The following is a 17907-nucleotide window of genomic DNA, read 5'->3' on the forward strand; positions in this document are numbered from 1 at the left end:
TTCGGGTTCAGTGCGAGTGCGCCTGCGTGATGAGGTCCATGGCGACCGTGAGGGCCGCCTGGCGGGTCTCCTCCGGGTCGGCCTTCACGTGCTGGAGGAACATCATCCCCGCGTGCAGCGTGAACAGGGCGCTCACGCAGCGGACCTGGTCGTCCAGCGGGCGGTCCGCGGCCTGGAGGAGTTCGACCAGGACGAAGAGCCGGCGCTTCATCGTCTCGCCGATGCTCAACTCCCGCATCGTCGCCTGGTTCTCCTGCATGAAGCGGAACAGCGGCGCGCCCGCCGCCATCGCCTCGCTGTAGCGGCGCAGCACCTCCCGCTTCATCTCCAGCGTCTTCGGCTGCTCCTGCGCCCACTCGATCAGCTCGTCGACCGGCCGCGTCAGGTCGTCGAAGAGGCTGATGATGATGTCTTCCTTGGTCTTGAAGTGGTAGTAGAGCGCCGCCTTCGTGACGTCGAGCCGCTCCGCGATCTCCCGCAGCGACGTCTTCTCGTACCCCTGCTCGGCGAAGAGCTCCAACGCGACGTCCTGGATCCGCTGGCGCGTGTCGCCCCGCCGCTGCTGCGGACTGCTGCTGCTGCTGGACATGACGCTCTCCCCAAAGTTACTTACTTGACGCCCGGCTAGTGGCGGGTCTACCTTCCCCATTGTAGAGAACTAGCCGGGCGTCAAGTAAGTGCCGGTGCCAGGTGCCAGGGGAGTGGAAAGAACATGAGTGACATCACGAAGACGGCGGAGACCTCGGAGGAGGTGAAGCCGCGCAGCGTGCGTGTCGTGCTCATGGCGCTCATGATCGCGATGCTGCTGGCCATGCTGGACAACATGATCATCGGCACCGCGATGCCGACGATCGTCGGCGAGCTCGGCGGCCTGGAGCACCTGTCGTGGGTGGTCACCGCCTACACCCTCGCCACCGCCGCCTCCACCCCGATCTGGGGCAAGCTCGGCGACATGTACGGGCGCAAGGGCGCGTTCCTCACCTCGATCGTGATCTTCCTGGTCGGCTCCGTCCTCAGCGGCATGGCCCAGGACATGGGCCAGCTCATCGGCTTCCGTGCCGTCCAGGGCCTCGGCGCCGGCGGTCTGATGGTCGGCGTCATGGCGATCATCGGCGACCTGATCCCGCCCCGCGAGCGCGGCAAGTACCAGGGCATGATGGCCGGCGTGATGGCTCTCGCCATGATCGGCGGCCCGCTGGTCGGCGGCACCATCACCGACCACATGGGCTGGCGCTGGTCCTTCTACATCAACCTGCCGCTCGGCGCGGTCGCGCTGGCCATGGTCACCGCCGTGCTGCACCTGCCCAAGAAGCGGGCCCAGGGCAAGATCGACTACCTGGGCGCCGCGCTGCTGACCGTCGCCATCACCTCCACCGTCCTCGTGACGACCTGGGGCGGCACCGAGTACGCGTGGGGTTCCGCCGAGATCGTCGGCCTCATCGTCGTCGGCGTCCTGTCGACCGCCGCGTTCCTCTTCGCCGAGACCAAGGCCGCCGAGCCGGTCATGCCGCTGCACATCTTCCGCAGCCGCAACTTCAGCCTCACCAGCGTCATCGGCTTCCTCGTCGGCTTCGCGATGTTCGGCGGCGTGCTCTACCTCCCGCTCTTCCAGCAGTCGGTCCAGGGCGCCTCCGCCACCAACTCGGGCCTGCTGCTCCTGCCGATGCTGCTCTCGATGATGGTCGTCTCGCTGATCGCGGGCCGCATCACCACCAGCAGCGGCAAGTACAAGGTCTTCCCGATCGTCGGCGGCGCGTTCATGGTCGTCGGCATGTTCCTGCTCGCGCAGATGGACACCGGTACGAGCCGCCTCGTCTCCGGCGTCTACATGGCCATCCTGGGCGCCGGTCTCGGCTTCCTGATGCAGATCACCATGCTGGTCGCGCAGAACAGCGTCGAGATGAAGGACATGGGCGTCGCCTCGTCCTCGGCCACCCTCTTCCGTACGCTCGGCGGCTCCTTCGGCGTGGCGCTGATGGGCTCCCTGTTCACCAGCCGGGTCACGGACACCATGGCCGAGCGCCTCGGCCCCGAGGCCGCGAAGGCCGCCGGCTCCGCGCAGCTCGACGCCGCGAGCCTGGCCAAGCTGCCGGAGGCGGTGCGCGACGCGTACCAGCACGCCGTCGCCGCCGGTACGCACTCGGCGTTCCTGCTGGGCGCCGGGATCGCCGTACTGGGCTTCATCGCCGCCTGGTTCATCAAGGAGGTCCCGCTCAAGGGCGCGGGTCCGGCCAAGGCCCCGGCGGACGGCGAGACGGCCACCGGTGACGGTGCGTCGGCCCGGCCGCAGGACGCCGTCGCCCACTGACCGACCTGCGCGACGTAGACGACGGACACCGCGTACGCGACGCACACGACCCACTACGCGCGCCCGCCCCGGCCGCTTCGGGAACTTCCCGGAGCGGCCGGGGTTTTGGTTTGGGTCGCGAGCGATTTAGGGTGATCAAGGACTAAAGGCCCATGGCGTAAACGTAGATTTAGGGCCTATTTGGTGGGAACCCCTCCGCTGGAGCCGACGTCATGACCCTTGGAGGGGCTCACCGATGGCGGTACGGGGAGGGGACGTTCATGGGGTTCAAGGAGCGCATACGCAGCCAGGGCGTACGGGCCCGGATAGCCGTCGCGGCATCGGCCGCGGCCGTGGCGGCGACGGTGTGGGGAGTGGTGGCACTCGTCGACCCGGGCCAGCAGAGCCTGCAGGACAACGCCTCACGGCAGGCGCAGCACCCGACACCGGACGGCAAGGACGGCAAGGGTGGGAAGGACGGCAAGGACGGCCAGGGCGGCGGCGACGCCGCGGGCGGCGGTCCCCGCGTGCCCGAGACCATCGCCCACGCCTCCGAGAGCGGCGGGAACGCCGTCAACATCACCATCGACGACGGCCCCGACCCCCGCTGGACCCCCCAGATCCTCGACATACTGAAGCGCCACGACGTCAAGGCCACCTTCTGCATGGTCGGCCCGCAGGCCAAGGCCCACCCCGACCTGGTCAAGAAGGTCGTCGAAGGCGGCCACCGGCTCTGCGACCACACCATGGACCACGACACCTCCATGGACAAGAAGCCCGTGGCGTACCAGGAGCAGCAGATCCTGGAGGCGAAGAAGCTGATCGAGGAGGCCGCGGGCGGCGCGAAGGTCGAGTACTACCGGGCCCCCGGCGGCGCGTTCACCCCCGACAGCCGGCGCATCGCCGCCGCGAACGGGATGCGTCCGCTCGGCTGGAACGTCGACACCAAGGACTTCCAGAAGCCCGGCGTGGCCGCGATCGTCAACTCGGTCAAGCGGGAGATCGGCAACGGCCCGACGGTCCTCTTCCACGACGGCGGCGGCAACCGCACGCAGTCCGTCGAGGCCCTCGACCAGGTGCTCGCCTGGCTGAAGGACCAGGGCCGCCCGACCGGCTTCCCCGTGCGCACGGTCGACGACAACCCCGGCCCCCCGGCCTCCTGACGCCCCGCCCGCGAAGGCCGCCTGACACGCCGTCGGGCGGCGAACGGGTGAGGGTCGCCGCCCCCGCCCCGCCCGCGGTGTTCCCTGGTCGGGCAGCAGCATCCGCACGCCTGACCAGGAGGCCCCCGTGATCGCCCCGAGCCGGCTGTCCGACCCCGCCGTCCGCGCCTTCGTCCACGCCGTCAACGCGGGCGACCGGGCTGCCTTCCAGCAGGCCCTCGCCCCGGACGCGACGATGTCCGACGACGGCTCGGACCGCGACCTCGCCCAGTGGGCCGAGAAGGAGATCTTCTCCTCCGGCGGCCACATGGACATCGAGACCGAGTCCGACGGCGGACGCGCCCTCGTCGTCAACTACCGCAACGACACCTGGGGCGAGATGCGCACCGCCTGGCAGTTCACCGTCACCGCCGACGGGCGCGTCAGCCGCTTCGAGACCGGCCAGGCCTGAGCGCCCGGGGCACCTACCCCGCCGCCCGCGCCGCCTTCAGCACCGCCGCCGTCAGGCGCTCGTTCTCCGGAGCCACCCCGCCCGGGAAGCCGAACCGGCGGCGCGTGTACGCGTACGCCACGCCCGTCGCCGGGTCGGCGAAGCCCAGCGCGCCCGCAGCGCCGGTGTGCCCGAGGGCCTGCGGCCCGACCGCGGGCATCAGCTCGAAGCCCAGCGCGAAGTGGTCCGGCTCCGGAGTGACCAGGTCCGGGCCCGGCGTGTGCGGCTTCGCGAACTCGGCGGCCGTGTCCGGCTTGAGGAGGGCGGCGCGGCCGTCCACCTCGCCGATCGCCGCGGCGAACATGCCCGCGACGCCGCGCGCCGAGCCGGTCCCGCCCGCCGAGCCCGGGCCGAGCGCCCTCACCTTCGGGTGGTTGGCGAACGCCACCAGGTCCATCGGCGGGTCGGTGTGCCAGTTGAACGCGACGTTCATCAGCGCGGGCGGCGCCGGCTGGTCCGCCAGCGCGGCCAGCTGCTCGGGCGTCGGCAGCGGCTCCAGGATCGGCTTCCAGCGCCCCTCCGCCGCGGTGGGCAGGCCCAGGTACAGGTCCAGGCCGTACGGGGCGCGGATCCGCTCCTCGTAGATCTCCTGGAGGGAGCGCCCGGTCGCCCGCCGCACCACCTCGCCGGTCAGCGCGGCGATGACGAACGCGTGGTACCCGGAGCCCTTTCCGGGCTCCCAGTACGGCTTCTGGCGGACCAGCTCCGCCGCGAGCAGCGCGTCGTCCGCCAGTTCCTCGATGGTGAATCCCTCGGGCCTGTTGATCAGGCCGGACTTGTGCGCGACCAGCTCGCGCACGGTCAGCCGCTCCTTGCCGTCGCCCGTGAACTCCGGCCAGTACGCCGACACCAGCTGGTCCAGCTCCAGGACGCCGTCCTGCACGAGCAGCGCCACCACCAGGTGGGAGGCGGCCTTGGAGATCGAGTAGACGCCGGTCAGGGTGTCCCCGTCGGTGTCCTCGCCGGCCCACAGGTCGACCACGGTCCGGCCGTGGTGGCGTACGGCGAACTGGGCTTCGGGGGAGTGGGTCTCGGCCGCGACGAACGCGGCGAACTCCTCCCGCACCGACTCCCAGCCGGCCGCCACCGTGCCGTGGACGCTTGTGTTCTCGCTCATGTGATCCCCCGTGAATCAGATCGTTCCGTCATTCCTGAACCGGACCAACTGAAGATCATCGGCTGATATTCCTGGGGTCGCGGCGACTGTGTCACCTTGCCGTCCGGTGCGCTCTCCCTTACGGGTGAACGCGCGCCCGGCGTCGTTCCGGCCCGCAGCGGGCCCCCGTTGGACCGGGCATGAAGCGCACCCGCATCGCCGTCCTCGCCCTCGCCGCCGCCGCGGCGGCCCTCGCCCCGGCCCTCGGTCAGGGCGCCACCGCGGCCGAGGGCACGTACCTCCAGGACCCGGGCGGCGGCGAGAAGTCGATGAAGTCGATGTGGACCAAGGACGAGATGCACAAGGTGGAGGGGCAGCTCCGCTTCTTCCCCGGGGTCCAGTACAAGACGGTGACCCGGCCCGGCCCTTCCGCCGCACCGGAGTACGAACGGCAGGTGGGCGACCCCAAGACGCTGGCCTGGCAGCCCTCGTACGAGTTCGCCTGGGCGGTGTCCGATTCGACGCTGGTGAAGAAGACGCTGACCACGAAGGAGGGCGGGCACCCGATCGTCGTGCACGCCGTCCTGCGCGCCCCCGACCGGAGCAAGGCGGGCGAGGTGCGGCGCGAGCTGCGCGAACGTCCGGCCACCGGGCGGGAGAAGATCCCGGGCGGGAAGCGGATCGCATGTGACACCGGTGAGTACACGGTGGAGTGGTCGGTCACCCGCTCCGGCTACGGAACGCTGTCGGGGACCCTGCGCTGGGACTCCGGCTGCGAGCAGTACCGCACGGCGTTCGCCGACGGCAACGGGCCTCGGTAGCCCTGAAGGGTGAGGGGCCGGCCGCCCCGGGCACCTCGTGAGTGCTCGTCGGGCGGCTGGTCCGCGGCCTTGGATCAAGAGCCGTGGCAGCCATGATGCCGCACGGGGTGGGCGGCGGCAGGGGTCGAAGGTCCCGGATCGGCGGGTGGGGCCGGTCAGTGCTTCCGGGTCGCGTCGTTCGCCTTGGACGCGATCTCCTCGAGAACGGCCTTGGGATCGCCGGACGGTTCCACGGCGCGGCCGATGTTGCGCTTGACGGTGTCGCTGACCGTCACCCAGGACGGGTCGTTCACCGGGTAGAGCTGGGCACCGCGCAGGGCGGTCAGGAAGAACTCGTCGGTGTCGTCGAGGCCCCCGCCGGCCAGCGTGCGGGACGCGGAGACGGTCGAGGGCAGCAGGTGGTAGCGGTTGGCGAACTCCGAGAGGTTCTTGTCCTGGTAGACGTAGTCCAGGAACTTGCCGATCTCGGCCCGCTTGCCGTTCTGCTTGAACGCCATCATCCAGTCGGCCACCCCCACGGTCGGCGGGGTCTCCCCGGCGCCGAGCGAGTCCGAGACCGGCATGGAGACGGTGCCGACGCTGAGGCCCTTGGCGCGCGCCTCGTGCAGGAGCGACGGGTAGCCGTTCAGCATGCCGACCTCGCCGCGTACGAAGGCGGCGAAGGCGTCGGCGCGGTTCAGCTTCGACGGCGGGGTCGGACCGGTCAGGCCGGGGGAGACCAGGTGCTCCTTGAGCCAGCGGAACGTGTCGATGTTCTGGTCGGAGGCGAGGCTGTAGTTGCCGCTGTTGTCGGCGTAGCCGCCGCCGTTGCTCAGCTCCCAGATCATCGCCTCGGCGTGCGCCTCCTCGGGGCCCAGGGGCAGGGCGTACGGGTACTTCACGCCCTTGCCCTTGAGCGCCTTGGCGGCGGACTCCAGGTCGGACCAGGTCTTGGGCTCGGCGGCGCCGGCCTTGGCGAACAGGGCCTTGTTGTAGAAGAGGAGGCGGCTGCTCGCCACGAAGGGCAGGCCGTAGAGGGTGTTGCCGACGGAGCCGGCCTCGGCGAGCGGCTGGAGGAAGTTCGCCTCGGCGGTGATGGAGAGGAGTTCCTCCGCGGAATAGAGCTGGTCCTGCGCCGCGAAGTCCGAGTAAGAGCCCATGAGGGCCATGTCCGGCGCCTTGCCGGCCTTGACCATACGGGAGACCTCGCGGTCGATGTCGGCCCACGGCAGGAGCTGGACCTCGACGTTGATGCCGGGGTTGGCGGCGGTGAAATCGGCGGAGACCTTGTCCCAGTAAGCCTTGGAGCTGTTGGCCGGGCCGTCGCCGTATTCCGCGGCGACCAGGCGCAGCGTACCGCTGTCACCTGCGTCGTCGCCGGAACCGCCGCAGCCGGTGAGTGGTATCAGCATGCCGAGCACAACCGCGCTCGCGGCCGCGCTGAAGATTCTTCGTCGCACGGGTGGGTTCCCCTGAATTTCTTTTGAGTCCCGTTACTACGTATGCGTTGCTCCGGGCCGGGGTGTCCCTCAGCGACCCGTTGGCCGGAATTCTCTCCCGACAACGGGGCGGTTGATTCCATTGGGGCGGTACTTGTGGTCAATGCTCCAAGTGGGCCTTTTCCGGCTGGTGTTTTCCGATATGTGATCCACAATTCCAACGCGCGTAGACGTGCCGAAAAGCCCGTTTCCGGCAGGGGAACGGGTTGAACGGCGATCAAAGTGGTGTCGGCGGAGTCACACCCCTGCCGACACCGCGCGGGGCCGCTGGGCGGGCCGCTAGTCGGCGAACTCGCCCGCGTACGGGTCGGGCTCGCCCGTCTCCGGGTTGCGGCCCTCCTGCCAGCGGCGCTGGGCCTTGCGCCAGTGCACGAAGCTGAGGTGGCCGCCGTCCCAGAAGGTGATGCTGACGGGGCTGACGTCGAACTCGTCGGAGCACAGCCGGTAGAGGAATTCAGCCATTCCGTACGGGTACACGGCGAACGAGTCGGCGGTGTGCCGCCCGCAGACCAGGACCGGCCAGCGGTCCGGGTCGGGGTCGCCGGTGAGCCAGCACAGGATGTCGGAGCCGCCGGTGACGCCCCAGGCGATGATCGACTCCGGGTCCACGTCGAAGGCGGCGCGGCCGCCCTCCGCCTCCCAGGCGTGCCGGGCGTTCTCCGTCTCCTCGGCCATCTCGGCCGGATCCCACTGGAGTCCGGGCTTGGGCAGCGGCAGCAGGATGCTGGCCTCGCCGTTGATGGAACCGGCCCCGAAGCGGCCCATGAAGGCGACGAAGTCCGCCGGGAACCGGGTGCCCCAGGCCGCCTCGGCGGCCCGCCAGTCGATGTCCTCGTCGGCGCCGTGCGTCGCCGGCATGATCTGCTCCAGCGCCTTGACCCGCGCGTTCTCCGTCATGCCGCTCCCCTGACACCCCAGCCCAACCGCCCCAACCTACCGCCGCGCCGGGGTGGCGCCTAGCCGCGGCCGGGACGCGGCGGAGTCTGCACGGCCAGCGCGGTCCCGATGCGCAGGCCCCATCCGGCCATCGCGCCCGCCGCGGCCTCCAGGACGTGCCGAGAGCGCGGCCGGGGCAGGCCGAGCCGGCCGGGGGCCATGGTGGTCAGCGCGATGACGCGGAGGTTCCGGTCGAGGTACGCCACGTCGATGGCGAACCGCATCCGGATGGTGTGCACGCTCGCCGCCGGCGTGAGCAGCAGCGCCCCCTCGACGCCGTCGCGCCCGAGGAGCCCGCGGGTCCGGGCGCGGTAGGAGGCCGCGATCTCCAGCGGCACCTCCAGGGGGGCCTCCGCTGCCTCCGCCGCCTCCACCGTCGCCGCCGGATCGCCGACGCCGACCCGGAGCACCGCCTCGCCGTCGCGCCAGCGCCGGTACGGGTGTCGCCGCATGCCGTCCGCCCCTCCCTGAGCCGCGTCGTGCGCCACCCTAGTGCTGCGCCGTGTCGGGCGCCGCGGGCCGGTGCGCCTTTCCCGGCACGGTGCTGGGCGGGTTGGGCCCCCGGGCCCGTGCCCGGCGCGGCGGCGGGGCCTACCGTCGGCGGATGGGCGTGATCGTGATCATCCTGCTCGCCGCCGCGTACGGCGCGGCCGCCGGGCTGTTGCTGCCCCGCGCCGCCTACCGGCTGTCGGTGGCCCCGGGGGAGCCTTGGCGGGCCCGGTGCCCCGAGGGGCACCCCGTCGCGCGCTGGCTCGGCCCGGCCCGCTGCCACGGCGCGCTGTACGGGGCGTCCGGCCCCCGGGTCGCCGCCGCCTGCGCGCTCGTGTGCGGGGCGCTCGCGGCGGCCGGCGGGGCCCGGCCCGAGGCAGCCGCGTACGTGGGGCTCGCACCCGTGCTGGTCCTGCTCGGCCTCGTCGACCTGGCGGTGCACCGGCTGCCCGACGTACTCACCCTGCCGCTGGCCGCGCTCGCCGCCGCGCTGCTCGGGGCGGCCGCCCTCGCGCCCGGCGCCGCCGGGTCCTGGCGGCTCGCGCTGTCCGGCGGAGCGGCGCTCGGGGCCTCGTACCTCCTGCTGTACCTGATCAACCCGGCCGGCATCGGCTTCGGCGACGTCAAGTTGGCGCTCGCCCTCGGGGTCGCTCTTGGGTGGTACGGGTGGGGGGTATGGGCCCTCGGGGCCTTCCTCGGGTTCCTCTACGGGGCCGTATACGGCCTCGGCCTCGTGCTGAAGGGCCGCTCGGGCCTCAAGGCGGCCTTCCCGTTCGGCCCCTTCATGGCGGCCGGAGCGCTCACCGGAGTGCTGCTGGGCGGATTCGGAGCGTAATCATCTTGCGCCAATGCACGCATCACGCTTTACGAAGGGTTATGGTGGAACCCCCCCCTCGGGCCGGTCCGTATCCCCCCCACGGACCGGCCCGTTTTATTTTTTCCCCACCCTCGGGCCAAAGGCGCAGGTCAGCCGCGCTGAGCCCAGATGTTGGTGCCGGGGGTGGAGACGGCGAAGGAGTCGATCTCCTTCAATTCCTGCTCCGTGAGCGGCGCACCGGCCAGGGCCGCCACGTTTTCCTCCAGCTGGGACACGCTCGAAGCGCCGATCAGCGCCGAGGTCATCCGCTCGTCCCGCAGCACCCAGGTGAGCGCCAGCTGCGCCAGCGACTGCCCGCGCCGGGCCGCGATGTCGTTCAGCCCGTTCAGGCGCCGCACGACCTCGTCCGACAGCAGGTCCGGGTTCAGGGACTTGCCCTGGGTGGCCCGCGAGCCCTCCGGGATGCCCTTGAGGTACTTGCCGGTCAGCAGCCCCTGCGCGAGCGGCACGAAGGAGATGCAGCCCATGCCGGCCTCCTCCAGGGTGTCCAGCAGCGCGTCCTCCTCCGTCCAGCGGTTGATCATGGAGTACGACGGCTGGTGGATCAGCGGCCGCACACCCATCTCGCGCAGGATCCCGGCCGCCTCGGCCGTCTGCTCCGCGGTGTACGAGGAGACGCCGACGTACAGCGCCTTGCCCTGCCGGACCGCGGACGCGAGGGCGCCCATGGTCTCCTCCAGCGGGGTGTCCGGGTCGAAGCGGTGCGAGTAGAAGATGTCGACGTAGTCCACGCCCATCCGCTTCAGCGAGGCGTCGAGCGAGCTCATCAGGTACTTCCGGCTGCCCCACTCGCCGTAGGGGCCCTCGTGCATGAGGTAGCCGGCCTTGGTGGAGATGATCAGCTCGTCGCGGTGGGACGCGAAGTCCTGCGCGAAGATCTTGCCGAAGTTGAGCTCGGCCGAGCCGGGCGGCGGGCCGTAGTTGTTGGCCAGGTCGAAGTGGGTCACGCCGAGGTCGAAGGCCCGGCGCAGGATGGCCCGCTGGGAGTCCAGCGACTTGTCGTCGCCGAAGTTGTGCCAGAGGCCGAGGGAGACGGCGGGGAGCTTGAGGCCGCTGCGGCCGGTGCGCCGGTACTCCATGGAGTCGTATCGCGAGGGCTCTGCCCGATAGGGATTGTTATCAGTCACGATGTCCTCCCTATCACGGACTTGTGACACACCGAGTTGGGTACCCGATCCCGGCGCGCAGTAATGTGGCCGCCTCGGGGGAGACCGCAATCCGCACGGGGGCATTGCACGGAGGGGCTCGAAGATCGTGAAGCTGCGCGACCTGGTGTACAGGCTCTATGCACGCCGGGTGGAGGGCCGCCTCGACCATGATGAGGCGCCCAAGCACATCGGCGTCATCCTGGACGGGAACAGGCGCTGGGCGAAGGCGTCCGGTGGTACGACGGAACAGGGCCACCAGGCGGGGGCCGACAAGATCTCCGAGATGCTGGGCTGGTGCACCGAGACCGACGTCGAGGTCGTCACCCTGTGGATGCTCTCCACGGACAACCTGGACCGGCCCGAGGTCGAGCTCCGGCCGCTGCTGAACATCATCGAGAACACGGTCCGGGGCCTCGCCGCGGACGGCCGCTGGCGCGTCCACCACGTCGGCAACCTCGACATCCTGCCCGCGCGGACGCAATCCGTGCTGAAGGAGGCCGAGCAGGCCACCCACGACGTCGACGGGATACTCGTCAACGTCGCCGTCGGCTACGGCGGCCGCCAGGAGATCGCCGACGCGGTCCGCTCGCTGCTGCTGGAACACGCCGAGAAGGGCACCTCCTTCGAGGAGCTCGCCGAGATCCTCGACATCGACCACATTGCGGAGCACCTCTACACGCGCGGCCAGCCCGACCCGGACCTCGTGATCCGCACCAGCGGCGAGCAGCGCCTGTCCGGATTCATGCTGTGGCAGAGCGCGCACTCCGAGTACTACTTCTGCGAGGTCTTCTGGCCGGCCTTCCGGAAGGTCGACTTCCTGCGGGCGCTGCGCGACTACGCGGCACGCCACCGGCGGTACGGGACCTGATCCCGGCCACGACCTGACGCCCCCTCGGAACCTGCCGGGCGTCACCCCGTGGGCCACTCGGGCCCCTCCTGCCCTCCGCGCAAGGCCTTCACCAGGGATTCACCGAGCGTCCGTCATATGCCATGGCATGGCCGGGCCTGTTCGGGGAATATCCCTTTCAGGTCGACGCCCGATCCACGGGTGTCGAGTCTCAGCGGACGGCATGGGGTCGTCCGCCCGGGAGGCCCTTTGCACCAGGACGCACGTGCGGCTCGCACGGACGGAGTGGGAGGGCCGGAAGTCGGCCCTGCATGGGTGCCGATGACCGGTCCGGTCTTCATGGCCCGACCTCTTCCGAGGGGGTACGTCCTTCCGTGGTGACCAGCACAAAGCGCCGCCTGCCCGACAGGCGGACCTACGTCCTCGACACCAGCGTCCTGCTGGCAGACCCCAACGCGATCTCGCGCTTCGACGAGCACGAGGTCGTGCTCCCGATCGTGGTGATCACCGAGCTGGAGGCAAAGAGGCACCATCCCGAACTCGGCTACTTCGCCCGCCAGGCCCTCCGCCTGCTCGACGACTTCCGGGTTCGCTACGGTCGCCTCGACGCCCCCATCCCGCTGGGCGAGCTGGGCGGAACCCTGCGTGTCGAGCTCAACCACTCCGACCCCGGTGTCCTGCCGGCCGGCTTCCGGTTGGGGGACAACGACTCGCGGATCCTCGCGGTCGCCCGCAACCTCCAAGCCGAAGGCTACGACGTCACGGTCGTCTCGAAGGATCTCCCGCTGCGCATCAAGGCCTCCTCGGTGGGGCTGCTCGCCGAGGAGTACCGGGCGGAGCTCGCGATCACCGGCGCCGGCTGGACCGGCATGAGCGAGCTCAGCCTCTCCGGGGAGCAGGTGGACCTGCTCTACTCCGAGGAGCGCCTGTACGTTCCGGAGGCGGCCGAACTGCCCGTGCACACCGGTCTGGTCCTCCAGTCCGAGCGCGGCAAGGCCCTGGGCCGCGTCACGGCGGACGGCAACGTGAAGCTCGTACGGGGCGACCGTGAGGCCTTCGGGCTGCACGGGCGCAGCGCAGAGCAGCGCATCGCGCTCGACCTGCTGCTCGACCCGGAGATCGGCATCCTCTCCATGGGCGGCCGGGCCGGCACCGGAAAGTCGGCGCTGGCGCTGTGCGCGGGCCTGGAGGCGGTGCTGGAGCGCAGGCAGCACCAGAAGGTGATGGTCTTCCGGCCGCTGTACGCGGTCGGCGGCCAGGACCTCGGCTACCTGCCCGGGGACGCGTCCGAGAAGATGAGCCCCTGGGCGCAGGCGGTCTTCGACACCCTCTCGGCCGTGGCGGGCCGCGAGGTCATCGAGGAGGTGCTGAACCGGGGGATGCTGGAGGTCCTGCCGCTCACGCACATCCGGGGCCGTTCGCTGCACGACGCGTTCGTGATCGTCGACGAGGCGCAGTCGCTGGAGCGGAACGTCCTTCTGACCGTTCTGTCCCGGATCGGTGCGAATTCGCGGGTCGTTCTGACCCATGACGTCGCCCAGCGGGACAACCTGCGGGTCGGCCGCTACGACGGAGTCGTCGCCGTGGTCGAGAAGCTGAAGGGGCATCCGCTCTTCGCGCACATCACGCTGACGCGTTCCGAGCGTTCGCCGATCGCCGCGCTGGTCACCGAGATGCTGGAGAACCTGTAGGGGTCCGCATAACTCGAAAGGGTCAAAACCCCCATAGCGGGAAGGCGAGTTGGCGCCGCCCGGCAAAGGCCCGAGAGCCTAGCCGGGCGGCGCCTCGCTGCACAGCCCTTTGTTCAAAAGAACGGCGACACGGCAGGTGTGACCTTTCCCACGCAACTCAGAATTGCCTTGCGGCGTCGGGGTCCGGCAGAGTCTGGTTTCCGTCAGGCCCCGCATACGGCACATCTGTATCACCCGTATCCCCTCGGGGGTGCGCGCAGCACCACAACTCCAGAACCGACCGCCGTATGCCGCCCGGTTTCACGCGCCGCTCCTCGCAGAGGAGTTGCCCACGGGCCCGCGTCTCCAGTGACCGCATCACCACGGAGGCCAGTGTCGAGGGGCACTCTTGCGCCCGCGCGGTCACTGCGGACGCTGCTGGAAGGACACCGTGTGAGCCGGATCTCGGTCCGGGGGTTCGCCGTGGCTTCGGCCACCGCGGTCACCACCGTCGGCGCAGTCGTCGGCGTCGCGACGGGCGACCCCGCCACCAACGACCTTGAGACGACCGCGTCCGGCGCGACTCTCCTCACCGACATCCCGGTCGGCGACCAGGCCGTCGTCCAGAGCGCGTCCCTGACGCAGCAGGCCGACTCCATCGCCCACGCCGCCGACGCCGACGCCAAGCGCTCGGCGGAGGAAGCCGCCCGCGTCCAGGCAGCCGAGGACGCCAAGGCCAAGAAGGCCGAGGCGCAGAAGGCGGCCGACGAGAAGGCGGAGAAGGAGAAGAAGGAGCGGGAGGAGAAGGAGCAGGTCGCCAGCCGCTCCGCCACCCGCGACGCCGGTGACTTCGAGGTCCAGAGCTCGTACACGGTCGCCCAGGTCAAGGCCATGGCCCAGCAGATGATCCCGGCCGGGCAGTTCCAGTGCTTCTCCAACATCGTGAACCACGAGTCCACCTGGAACTACAAGGCCGTCAACGCCTCCTCGGGCGCGTACGGTCTGGTCCAGGCGCTCCCGGGCACGAAGATGGCCTCGGCCGGCGCCGACTGGCGCACCAACCCGGCCACCCAGATCAAGTGGGGCCTGAACTACATGAACGAGCGCTACGGCAGCCCCTGTGGCGCGTGGAGCTTCTGGCAGGCCAACAGCTGGTACTAGAGCCAGGTCCGGCCCCGTGCCGGCCGCTCAACCCCGGGGAGCCCCGCACCGTCCTACGGTGCGGGGTTCCGCGCGTGTACGGTCGTGCGAGGTGTGACCGAGTGGACCGGACGGGGGGAAGGGAACGACATGGCGAAGAGGGCAGGCTGGCTCGGGCGGCTGGGGAACCGGCTGAGCCGGATGGAGGCGCGCCTCGACGAACGGCGTGCCGAGGTCGAGGCCGAGACCTCCGGGGTGCCCCAGGCGCCCGCGGATGCCGCCCCCGCGCCGGCCGCCATACCGGTCCCCGTGCCCGGTCCGCGCGAACGCCCCGATCCCGTCACGGTCGTTCCGTGGGGGATGCGGGTCGCCGCCGAGGTCAGCTGGCGGCTGCTGCTGCTCGCGGGCATGCTCTGGGTGCTGATGAAGGTGATCAGCGAGGTCCGCCTGGTCGTCCTCGCGTTCGCCGCCGCCCTCCTCGTCACCGCGCTGCTCCAGCCCTTCGTGGTCCGGCTGCGCCGGCTGGGGCTGCCGCGCGGGCTGGCCACCGCCGTGACCGCGATCCTCGGCTTCGTCGTCATCGGGCTCGTCGGCTGGTTCGTGGTCTGGCAGGTCATGGAGAACCTCGACGACCTCTCCGACCGGGTCCGCGACGGCATCAACGAGCTCAAACTCTGGGCGCTGGACAGTCCGTTCCACGTGACCGAGAAGCAGATCAACGACATCGCGAAGAACCTGACCGACACCATCGGCACCAACACCGAGGAGATCACCTCCGCCGGCCTGCAGGGCGTGACGGTGCTCGTCGAGGTGCTGACGGGCATGCTGCTCGCGATGTTCTCGACGCTGTTCCTGCTGTACGACGGCAAGCGCATCTGGACCTGGGTGCTGGGCCTGGTGCCCGCCCCCGCCCGGCCTGGCGTCGCGGGCGCCGGTCCGCGCGCCTGGCGCACGCTGACGGCGTACGTGCGCGGCACGGTCCTGGTCGCGCTCATCGACGCCGTGTTCATCGGCCTAGGCCTGTACTTCCTCGACGTCACGATGGCGGTGCCGCTCGCGGTCTTCATCTTCCTGTTCGCCTTCATCCCGCTGGTCGGCGCGGTGATCTCCGGGGCCCTCGCGGTGGTCGTGGCCCTGGTGACGCAGGGCGTGTTCACCGCGCTGAGCGTGCTGGCCGTGGTGCTGCTCGTGCAGCAGATCGAGGGGCACGTGCTCCAGCCCTTCATCCTGGGCCGGGCGGTACGGGTCCACCCGCTCGCGGTGGTGCTCTCGGTGGCGGCCGGCGGGATGATCGCCGGCATCGGCGGAGCGGTCGTCGCCGTCCCGCTGGTGGCCGTCACCAACACCGTGGTGGGATACCTGCGGGCGTACTCGCAGGACCAGCTCCGCGCGGGCGCCCCGGCGATCGGCGCGGCGCCCCACGGGGCGACGGCCGTGAGTGGGGACATGCCGGAAACGGTCTGAGGCCAGGGGGAGGAGCGGGGATGATCGGGGAGCCCGAGTGGGACGGGGACTGGGAGAGCGGGCGTGCGGCCGAGGAGGCCGAGGCCGTCGAGTCCGGATTAGGGGAGCCGGCGCGGGCGCGGGCGCCGTGGGTCTGGGCGCTGGGCGGGATCGTGGTGGCGTCGGCGGTCTGGGCGGGCACGCTGACGGTGCTGAATCGTTTCGCTGACGCCGGGCCGCCGATCGCGTACCGGCACAGCGAGAACCTGTGCGGGGAGGAGCCCCTGACCGCGCTCGGCAAGACGCTCTCGTCGTTCGACTCCGGCCTCCACCGCGAGCAGGAGAATCCCGCGGTGGACTGGGCGTCCTGCATGCACTCCGCGGGTGACCGGACGATGTTCATGGCCACGACGCTGGTCCAGCTGCACAAGAAGACCGACCCCCGGGCGGAGTTCGGTGCCGGGCCGTCGCTCTCCATGGACATGGTCGATTCCGCCCCGGCCAATCAGCAGCAGGTGCCCGGGCTGGGTGAGCGCGCGATCATCACGCACGTCACCGGCGGGACCAGGGGGCCCCGGCTGGAGGTGCTCGACGGCGGCGCCGAGTTCATGATGACCGTCGACTGGTGGGGCGAGGAAGGGCGGGCCGAGCCGGACGAGGACGCGGTCAAGTCCGCGATGATCGAGGACATGCGCGCCCTGATGGCCCGGCTGAAGAAGTGACGCCGCCCCGGTGGTGAAAGGGCAGTGCCCCCGCCGCCGGTGACGGCTGCGGGGGCACTGGACCTCGTACGGGGTACTACTCGGCGGCGAGGGCGGCCTCGGCGTCGAGGGTGACCGCGACGGCCTGGATCACCGAGGCGACCTTGAAGGCCTCCTGGACGGTCTCGCGGTCGACGCCGGCCTTGCGCAGGACCTGCTCGTGCGAGTCCAGGCACTGGCCGCAGCCGTTGATCGCGGAGACCGCGAGCGACCACAGCTCGAAGTCGACCTTCTCCACGCCCGGGTTGCCGATGACGTTCATCCGCAGGCCCGCGCGCAGCGTGCCGTACTCCGGGTCGGAGAGCAGGTGCCGGGTGCGGTAGAAGACGTTGTTCATCGCCATGATCGCGGCGGCGGACTTGGCCGCGGCGTACGCCTCGGGCGACAGGTTCGCCTTCGCCTCCGGCTCCAGCTCACGCAGGACGCGCGGGGAGCGGCCGGCGATCGCGCAGGACAACACGGTGCCCCACAGCTGCTGCTGCGAGAGGGTGTCCTGGTTGCCGATGACCGAACCGAGGTTCAGCTTCAGGTCCTTGGCGAAGTCCGGTATGGCGGACTTGAGGGAGTCGAGGGACATCCGTCACTCACCGGCCAGCAGCGCGCCGGCGTCCAGGGTGCCCTCGCCCTTGTTCCAGTTGCAGGGGCACAGCTCGTCGGTCTGCAGGGCGTCGAGGACCCGCAGGACCTCCTTGGGGTTACGGCCCACGGAACCGGCGGTCACCATCGTGAACTGGATCTCGTTGTTCTGGTCGACGATGAAGACGGCGCGCTGCGCGAAGCCGTCCTCGCCCTCGACGCCGCAGGCGCGCATGAGGTCGTGCTTGGAGTCGGCCAGCATCGGGAAGGGCAGGTCACGCAGGTCGGCGTGGTCCTTGCGCCAGGCGTGGTGCACGAACTCGGAGTCACCGGAGACGCCCAGGATCTGCGCGTCGCGGTCGGCGAACTCGTCGTTCAGCTTGCCGAACGCGGCGATCTCGGTCGGGCAGACGAACGTGAAGTCCTTCGGCCAGAAGAAGACGACGCGCCACTTGCCCTCGTAGGTCTTGTGGTCGATCTGGGCGAACTCGCTGCCCGCTTCCAGCGAGACACAAGCGGTCAGATCGTACGAGGGGAACTTGTCGCCGACAGTGAGCACGCGCTCTCCTAGTGCATTGGAAAGTGACCCTTTTGGGGGCTTTCCGAGAGGGTTGGACGGATCTCACATGCTGGCACACCTGCATTGATTACAGAAATAGATACTCTTGTGGCCGGTGATCGGAGG

18 protein-coding genes are annotated in these 17907 nt (G+C 70.4%); 10 read left to right on the top strand and 8 right to left on the bottom strand.

Translation table 11 applies throughout. The annotated features are described in order from the left end of the window. Positions 1–7: 7 nt before the first annotated feature. Complete coding sequence (locus tag OG982_RS19255) at positions 8–589, bottom strand: TetR/AcrR family transcriptional regulator (protein ID WP_266785125.1); 582 nt, start codon at positions 587–589, stop codon at positions 8–10. Between the two features lie 123 nt (positions 590–712). Between OG982_RS19255 and OG982_RS19260 the strand changes: the two genes are divergently transcribed. From OG982_RS19260 to OG982_RS19270, 3 genes are all read left to right on the top strand, one after another. Then, positions 713–2308 (top strand): MDR family MFS transporter, encoded by a 1596-nt coding sequence (locus tag OG982_RS19260; protein ID WP_266785123.1) that lies wholly within the window; start codon positions 713–715, stop codon positions 2306–2308. Positions 2309–2568: 260 nt separating this feature from the next. Continuing rightward, a complete protein-coding gene (locus OG982_RS19265) occupies positions 2569–3450 on the top strand; it encodes a polysaccharide deacetylase family protein (RefSeq protein ID WP_266785121.1) in 882 nt (293 codons plus the stop codon). Positions 3451–3577: 127 nt separating this feature from the next. Beyond that, on the top strand, positions 3578–3901 hold the full coding sequence (locus OG982_RS19270; RefSeq protein WP_266785119.1) for a nuclear transport factor 2 family protein: 324 nt from the start codon (positions 3578–3580) through the stop codon (positions 3899–3901). Between the two features lie 13 nt (positions 3902–3914). Here the strand turns inward: OG982_RS19270 and OG982_RS19275 are convergent, their stop codons facing one another. Further along, positions 3915–5057 carry a serine hydrolase domain-containing protein gene (locus OG982_RS19275; protein WP_266785117.1) on the bottom strand — a complete coding sequence of 381 codons (1143 nt, stop codon included), beginning with the start codon at positions 5055–5057 and terminating at the stop codon, positions 3915–3917. 179 nt (positions 5058–5236) lie between these two features. On the opposite strand from OG982_RS19275, the gene OG982_RS19280 reads away from it, so the two are divergent. After that, positions 5237–5857 carry a hypothetical protein gene (locus OG982_RS19280; protein WP_266785115.1) on the top strand — a complete coding sequence of 207 codons (621 nt, stop codon included), beginning with the start codon at positions 5237–5239 and terminating at the stop codon, positions 5855–5857. 155 nt (positions 5858–6012) lie between these two features. Here OG982_RS19280 and OG982_RS19285 read toward each other — a convergent pair whose 3' ends face one another. The 3 genes from OG982_RS19285 to OG982_RS19295 form a co-directional block, all read right to left on the bottom strand. Further along, on the bottom strand, positions 6013–7248 hold the full coding sequence (locus OG982_RS19285; protein ID WP_266785113.1) for an extracellular solute-binding protein: 1236 nt from the start codon (positions 7246–7248) through the stop codon (positions 6013–6015). Between the two features lie 366 nt (positions 7249–7614). Continuing rightward, positions 7615–8232 (bottom strand): SMI1/KNR4 family protein, encoded by a 618-nt coding sequence (locus OG982_RS19290; RefSeq protein WP_266785111.1) that lies wholly within the window; start codon positions 8230–8232, stop codon positions 7615–7617. Between the two features lie 59 nt (positions 8233–8291). Beyond that, positions 8292–8723 carry a DUF192 domain-containing protein gene (locus OG982_RS19295; RefSeq protein WP_266785109.1) on the bottom strand — a complete coding sequence of 144 codons (432 nt, stop codon included), beginning with the start codon at positions 8721–8723 and terminating at the stop codon, positions 8292–8294. Positions 8724–8875: 152 nt separating this feature from the next. Here OG982_RS19295 and OG982_RS19300 point away from each other — a divergent pair, with 152 nt between their 5' ends. Beyond that, positions 8876–9595, top strand: a complete 720-nt coding sequence (locus OG982_RS19300; protein WP_266948966.1) for an A24 family peptidase — start codon at positions 8876–8878, stop codon at positions 9593–9595. Between the two features lie 131 nt (positions 9596–9726). Here the strand turns inward: OG982_RS19300 and mgrA are convergent, their stop codons facing one another. After that, positions 9727–10764, bottom strand: a complete 1038-nt coding sequence (mgrA, locus tag OG982_RS19305) for an L-glyceraldehyde 3-phosphate reductase (protein WP_266785105.1) — start codon at positions 10762–10764, stop codon at positions 9727–9729. 127 nt (positions 10765–10891) lie between these two features. Between mgrA and OG982_RS19310 the strand changes: the two genes are divergently transcribed. The 5 genes from OG982_RS19310 to OG982_RS19330 all read left to right on the top strand — a co-directional run bounded on the left by OG982_RS19310 (position 10892) and on the right by OG982_RS19330 (position 16607). Beyond that, complete coding sequence (locus OG982_RS19310; RefSeq protein WP_266785103.1) at positions 10892–11653, top strand: isoprenyl transferase; 762 nt, start codon at positions 10892–10894, stop codon at positions 11651–11653. Positions 11654–12006: 353 nt separating this feature from the next. Further along, positions 12007–13323, top strand: a complete 1317-nt coding sequence (locus OG982_RS19315) for a PhoH family protein (RefSeq protein WP_266785101.1) — start codon at positions 12007–12009, stop codon at positions 13321–13323. 432 nt (positions 13324–13755) lie between these two features. After that, complete coding sequence (locus OG982_RS19320) at positions 13756–14463, top strand: transglycosylase SLT domain-containing protein (protein WP_266785099.1); 708 nt, start codon at positions 13756–13758, stop codon at positions 14461–14463. Between the two features lie 129 nt (positions 14464–14592). After that, positions 14593–15906: an AI-2E family transporter gene (locus tag OG982_RS19325; protein ID WP_266785097.1), complete on the top strand. Its 1314-nt coding sequence runs from the start codon at positions 14593–14595 to the stop codon at positions 15904–15906. 20 nt (positions 15907–15926) lie between these two features. Continuing rightward, entirely contained in the window at positions 15927–16607 is a 681-nt protein-coding gene (locus OG982_RS19330) for a hypothetical protein (RefSeq protein WP_266785095.1), read from the top strand. 76 nt (positions 16608–16683) lie between these two features. On the opposite strand, the gene OG982_RS19335 is transcribed toward OG982_RS19330, so the two are convergent. Together OG982_RS19335 and OG982_RS19340 are read right to left on the bottom strand one after the other, a co-directional pair. After that, positions 16684–17223, bottom strand: coding sequence for an alkyl hydroperoxide reductase (locus OG982_RS19335; protein WP_266785093.1), 540 nt, complete (start codon positions 17221–17223; stop codon positions 16684–16686). Positions 17224–17226: 3 nt separating this feature from the next. Next, positions 17227–17781 carry a peroxiredoxin gene (locus tag OG982_RS19340; protein WP_266785091.1) on the bottom strand — a complete coding sequence of 185 codons (555 nt, stop codon included), beginning with the start codon at positions 17779–17781 and terminating at the stop codon, positions 17227–17229. Between the last annotated feature and the right edge of the window lie 126 nt (positions 17782–17907).

The organism is Streptomyces sp. NBC_01551 (genome assembly GCF_026339935.1).
In the GTDB taxonomy this organism is placed as follows: domain Bacteria; phylum Actinomycetota; class Actinomycetes; order Streptomycetales; family Streptomycetaceae; genus Streptomyces.